Source organism: Pseudomonas sp. GL-B-12 (assembly GCF_019955895.1).
GTDB lineage: Bacteria > Pseudomonadota > Gammaproteobacteria > Pseudomonadales > Pseudomonadaceae > Aquipseudomonas.
Genome location: NZ_JAHBCX010000073.1, coordinates 1 through 5,574, shown reverse-complemented (window position 1 = coordinate 5,574; position 5,574 = coordinate 1). Strand labels below are relative to the sequence as shown.

Genomic DNA, 5,574 nt, shown 5'->3' with positions numbered 1-5,574 from the left:
AAACACTACAAGACCCCGCTGACGCCCCCACCCGCACAACCCCCAACCGAACATCTATCCTTCATATAGGTCAACCAAAGGAGTACCAGGACCGGAGGATCGTTCATCGTGCATATCGCTGACATCACCATGTTCTACGCCCCTGCCAGCGGTGGCGTGCGCACTTATCTGGATGCGAAGCACCGTCGCCTGGGCATCAAGCCGGGCATTCGCCACAGCTTGCTGATCCCCGGATCGTCGTTGAGTGAGCAAGATGGCATCTTCACCGTTCCGGCCCCTGCCCTGCCCTTCGGCAAGGGCTATCGCTTCCCTCTGCGTCTCGCGCCCTGGCGCAATGTCCTGCAAGACTTGCAACCCGATCTGATCGAAGTCGGCGACCCCTATCTCACCGCATGGGCGGCGCTGGATGCACGGCGGCAACTCGATGTACCGGTCATCGGCTTCTATCACTCGGACCTGCCGCTGCTGGTCAGCAACCGCATGGGCCATTGGGTGACCAACAATGTCGAGGCCTATGTCAGCAAGCTCTATGGCAACTTCGACCGGGTCCTGGCGCCCAGTCGGGTCATGGCCGACAAGCTCACCGGGCTTGGGGTCAGGAATGTGTTTGTGCAACCGTTGGGCGTCGACCTGCAAACCTTCAATCCCGATGCCAGAGACCCCGGGCTGCGGGCCGAGTTGGGCCTGGACGAAAACACCCGGTTGCTGATCTTCGCCGGGCGCGGTTCCATGGAAAAAAACCTGCCGGTGCTGCTCGAGTGCATGAAACGCCTGGGCCGACGCTATCACCTGCTGTTGGTTGGCTCGTCGATGCCCACGGCCGTGCCGTCTAACGTGACCGTGATCGACGAGTTCTGCCCGGCCGTACAAGTTGCCCGCCTGATGGCCAGTGCCGATGCACTGTTGCACGCCGGTGATCAGGAAACCTTCGGCCTGGTGTTACTCGAAGCCATGGCCAGCGGTATACCGGTGGTGGCCGTGGCGGCCGGGGCCTTCGAGGAAATCGTCACCGACGACTGCGGCGTGCTCTGCGCACCGAACAATCCCGCCGCGATGGCCACCGCCGTTCGAGAACTGTTCGGGTCAGGCAGCGTAGCCTTGGGCCAACAAGCGCGATTGCATGTCGAACGGCATTACGCCTGGGATACGGTGGTCAACAGCTTGTTGCGCCACTACCACGCCGTGCTCGGCAGCCAATGGCCGCTGACAGCTAATGGTTGAGCCCATGAACAGTCCCGCTTTACTGCTGGTACTGCACGACGTGGCACCGCCAACCTGGGCCGATTACCAGCCGTTCGTCAAAGCCGTCGACGCCTTGGGTGGCGTACCGATCACCTGGCTGGTGGTACCGGATTTCCACAAACACAACAATCTGGATGCCCATCCGCAATTTTGCCGCCAGCTCAGTGCCAGGGTTGCCCGGGGCGACGAACTGGCGCTGCATGGCTATTTTCACTGCGACGACGGGCCGCTGACCAGCAATCCCCGCGACTGGTTCATGCGTCGGGTCTACACCCACGAAGGCGAGTTTTACCGTTTGTCGCAGGAAGCCGCCCTCGCCCGCTTGCGTTTGGGTATCGAGATGTTCCACCGGCATGACTGGCCGCTGGAGGGGTTCGTCGCCCCGGCCTGGCTGATGAGTCAAGGCACTCGCCAGGCATTGCGCCAATTGCCACTGAGTTACACCAGTGACTCGCAGCATCTATACCGTTTGCCGGATTTCACCGCGTTCGAGGCGCCGGGGCTGATCTGGAGTGCGCGCAGTGCCTGGCGCCGAGGTGTATCGAAGCTCGTCAGCGACCGGCGTGAACAACGCTGGCAACACGCCCCGGTGATTCGCCTGGGCCTGCACCCGGTGGACATGCGCCATGAGTTCTCGCGTCGATACTGGCTACAAACCCTCGAACGCCTGCTCGACAACGGACGGGTGCCAATGACCAAGGCCCACTGGCTGGCGCCGCAAAACGACCGAATGGGCCGTGCCGCATGAGTCGCGGACTGCTGTTGCTCGTCGGCCTGCTCGCGGCAATTCTGATTTGGCGTGCGGTGGGCCGGTGTTTTTACTGATGCTGGGCCGCCCGCTGCTAACGAAATTGATGAAACTCAAGCAGGCTTAGGCTTGTCTTCGGGCTCTTGCTGCAACTGCTCCCACAACTGCGCGGCATCAGGAAACTCCGTACCGGTTTCAGGCCCCATGTCATCCGGGTCGTAGCGGCTCAGGCAACCCTCGCCCAGCGTGGAGGGAGCCTTTGATGTAGCTTTGTCCAGTGGATCGGCCATGGTCATGTCCTCGGTGCAAAAACGGCGAAGGGCCTGAAGCGATTGAACGCCCAGGCCCTTCGAATTTCAACTGTGCCGCAGGTCCGTCAGAAGACGACGGTCTTGTTGCCGTGCACCAGCACGCGGTCTTCCAGGTGATAACGCAAGCCACGGGCCAGCACCATTTTCTCGACATCACGGCCGAAACGCACCATGTCTTCGATGCTGTCGCTGTGGCTGACGCGAACCACGTCCTGCTCGATGATCGGGCCGGCATCCAGCTCTTCGGTCACATAATGGCAGGTTGCGCCGATCAGCTTCACGCCACGCAGGGAGGCCTGGTGGTACGGCTTGGCACCGACGAACGACGGCAGGAAGCTGTGGTGAATGTTGATGACCTTGTGCGCGTATTCGCTGCACAACTCGGGCGGCAGGATCTGCATGTAGCGGGCAAGCACCACCACTTCGGCGTCGTGCTGCTTGACCAGGCGCGAAACCTCGGCGAAGGCTGGCTGCTTGTCCTGCGGATTGACCGGGACGTGGTAGTACGGAATACCGTGCCACTCCACCATGCTGCGCAAGTCATCATGGTTGGAAATCACACAGGAAATTTCGCATTCCAGTTCATCGCTGTGCCAGCGGTGCAGCAAGTCGGCCAGGCAGTGCGACTCGCGGCTGGCCATCAGGACCACGCGCTTCTTTTGCTCGGTATCGGTGATGCGCCAGTCCATAGAGAACTCTTCGGCGATCGGGGCAAAGGCCTCACGAAACGCTTCGATACCAAATGGCAGGGAGTCGGCACGGATTTCGTGACGCATGAAGAACCAGCCACTGAGATTGTCCGAGTGATGGCTCGCTTCAGTGATCCAGCCGTTGTGTGATGCCAGAAAGTTACTGACTTTGGCAACGATGCCAACACGGTCCGGGCAAGAAATCACCAGACGAAAAGTGCGCATGAGGGGGAAACTCCAGAACTTCGCAAAGGCCGCCATTCTAGCGATTGCGCAGCAAAACTGCAGTATTGTTGACGTTTCGCCCCGCCGGAAGGTCGGTGCGGCAGGGTGGGCAGTACCGGTACCGGTTCGCCCGGATGCTCTAGCGGTACCGGTCAATTGTTAATTTATGTATATCTGTCAGACCGGGACCACACTAATAACTGCATTACCAATGCGCGCCAAAACCCCGGCAATTAAATTAAATAAACTTGCCTTAAATGTTTACTTGATGAAACACCGTGACTATTATTGCCGCACTGTCACCTGCCATCCAGCGTACAACATAAGGTAGTCACCATGTCCTTGATCAACGAATATCGCGCCACCGAAGAAGCTATCAAAGAGCTGCAAGCCCGTTTGAAGAACCTGTCCCAAGACGACAAACTGCAAACCGAGCTGGAATTCGAAGGCAAACTGCGCACCCTGATGGGCGAGTACTCCAAGTCCCTGCGTGACATCATCGCGCTGTTGGATCCAGAATCCAAAACCAAGGCACCACGCGGCGGTGCAGTGAAAACTACCGGCACCAAACGTGCTCGCAAAGTTAAACAATACAAAAACCCGCACAACGGTGAAGTCATCGAAACCAAAGGTGGCAACCACAAGACTCTGAAAGAGTGGAAAGCCAAGTGGGGCGGTGACGTGGTGGAAGGCTGGGCTACCCTGCTGGGCTAAGCCTCAGAGCTTGTCGCAGACGGATCCGTGACAAAAAATAACGCCAGCAAATGCTGGCGTTATTTTTTGCGGGGTATTTAAGCCCTGGCATGTTCGATTTCAAAGATGCAAACGCTGGCGCAGTCCCTGGACATAATCCTGCCACTCACTGAGCACCCCCTGCTGAAACGGAGTAGCACTAACGCTCAATTGGGCCGTGGCTTCTACAAAACTTTCAAGGGTATTTGGCGCCCCCCACTCGGGTTCCGACAAACGTTTCTGACAGAATATTCGCCAGCGTTCCTGCTCTTCGGGATTCAACGTCTCGGGAAAGTTGCGTGCGCGATATCGAAACAGCAATTCAGGCAAACGTTCGTCATCGAAAGGCCACTGCTCTTGTGCCAATTGCATCGGGTCAACGGTTCTGACTTGTTCACACAATCGCCGATCCCGATCACCGATAAATCCATCATATAACTGTTGCTCCGGATCCTGGCTCGGGGAAAAGTCTTCGCGAGCATAAATCGCCAGGATTTTATCCAGCCAAACTTTCTGCGCGTCATTTAGCCGCAACACCCGCTGCTGATATAGCGCCATATCCAGCCCCAGGCGTTGCTGGTCTTCTTTGCGAAGTACCGACAACGGTGCCACCACCGGGCACTTGTTAATGTGAATCAGCTTCAACGGCACCGGCAACTCGCCTTCGGCCAGTTCGTCGCGGCGGGTATACAAGCGCTGGCGCAAGCTTTCGGCATCCAGGTCGAGCAGGCCTTGGGGATCGAGGTGCAGATCACAGACAATCAGGGCGTTCTTGTTGCGCGGGTGCCAGGCCAGCGGCAACACCACACCCACATAGCTGCGCGCGGCCGAAAATCGCCCGGAAACATGCACCAGCGGTTGCATCAGGCGTATCTGGTCCATGACTTTCTGCTTGCTGCGCAGTTGAAACAACCAGTCGTACAGCTTTGGCTGTTTTTCCCGTATCAGGCGCGCCAGGGCGATCGTCGCGCGAACGTCCGACAGCGCTTCGTGGGCATTGCCATGATCAATACCATTGGCAGCGGTCAGGCGTTCGAGCCTGAGCGTGACCCGCCCCTCGTCATCGGTCGGCCAGACCATGCCATCGGGGCGCAAGGCATAGGCGGCGCGCACCACATCGATCAGGTCCCAGCGGCTGTTGCCGCCCTGCCACTCCCGCGCATAGGGGTCGAAAAAGTTTCGGTACAGACTGTAGCGAGTCATCTCGTCATCGAAACGCAAGGTGTTATACCCCGCGCCACAGGTACCGGGCGCCGCGAGTTGGGCATGCACCCGGGTCATGAAATCGGCTTCGCTCAAGCCTTGCGTCTGCAGTTGCCCGGGAGTGATTCCGGTGATCGTGCAAGCAGCCGGATGCGGCAGGATGTCATCACTGGGCTGGCAGTAAAGGTTGACCGGCTCGTCGATTTCATTGAGATCGAAGTCAGTGCGCAGGCCGGCCATTTGCAACGGACGGTCGCAACGGGGATTGATGCCAGTGGTTTCGTAGTCGTACCAGAAGATGGAGGTCACGGGCGATTCCTGAACTGAAGATCGGCAAAGTCTAGGCGTTCACCTCCCGCCCCGGCCAGTAGTCTTGTTATTCAAGCACCTTGCGCGACTCACCATGCAATACATAGTTATGTCG

At 58.5% G+C, this 5,574-nt stretch carries 6 protein-coding genes; 3 read left to right on the top strand and 3 right to left on the bottom strand.

Features of this window, described 5'->3' with window-relative positions:
- Positions 1–108 precede the first annotated feature (108 nt).
- Positions 109–1,221: a glycosyltransferase family 4 protein gene (locus KGA85_RS28495; RefSeq protein WP_223459545.1), complete on the top strand. Its 1,113-nt coding sequence runs from the start codon at positions 109–111 to the stop codon at positions 1,219–1,221.
- On the top strand, positions 1,214–1,990 hold the full coding sequence (locus KGA85_RS28490; RefSeq protein WP_223459547.1) for a DUF2334 domain-containing protein: 777 nt from the start codon (positions 1,214–1,216) through the stop codon (positions 1,988–1,990). Before KGA85_RS28495 ends, KGA85_RS28490 begins: the two co-directional genes overlap by 8 nt.
- Before the next feature lie 113 nt (positions 1,991–2,103).
- Here the strand turns inward: KGA85_RS28490 and KGA85_RS28485 are convergent, their stop codons facing one another.
- Together KGA85_RS28485 and purU are read right to left on the bottom strand one after the other, a co-directional pair.
- Positions 2,104–2,280 carry a hypothetical protein gene (locus KGA85_RS28485; RefSeq protein WP_223459549.1) on the bottom strand — a complete coding sequence of 59 codons (177 nt, stop codon included), beginning with the start codon at positions 2,278–2,280 and terminating at the stop codon, positions 2,104–2,106.
- 86 nt (positions 2,281–2,366) lie between these two features.
- Complete coding sequence (gene purU / locus KGA85_RS28480) at positions 2,367–3,215, bottom strand: formyltetrahydrofolate deformylase (protein ID WP_223459551.1); 849 nt, start codon at positions 3,213–3,215, stop codon at positions 2,367–2,369.
- A 336-nt stretch (positions 3,216–3,551) separates the two neighbouring features.
- Between purU and mvaT the strand changes: the two genes are divergently transcribed.
- Complete coding sequence (mvaT, locus tag KGA85_RS28475) at positions 3,552–3,929, top strand: histone-like nucleoid-structuring protein MvaT (RefSeq protein WP_007933316.1); 378 nt, start codon at positions 3,552–3,554, stop codon at positions 3,927–3,929.
- A 99-nt stretch (positions 3,930–4,028) separates the two neighbouring features.
- Here mvaT and sbcB read toward each other — a convergent pair whose 3' ends face one another.
- Positions 4,029–5,459: an exodeoxyribonuclease I gene (gene sbcB, locus KGA85_RS28470; RefSeq protein ID WP_223543560.1), complete on the bottom strand. Its 1,431-nt coding sequence runs from the start codon at positions 5,457–5,459 to the stop codon at positions 4,029–4,031.
- Positions 5,460–5,574: the final 115 nt, after the last annotated feature.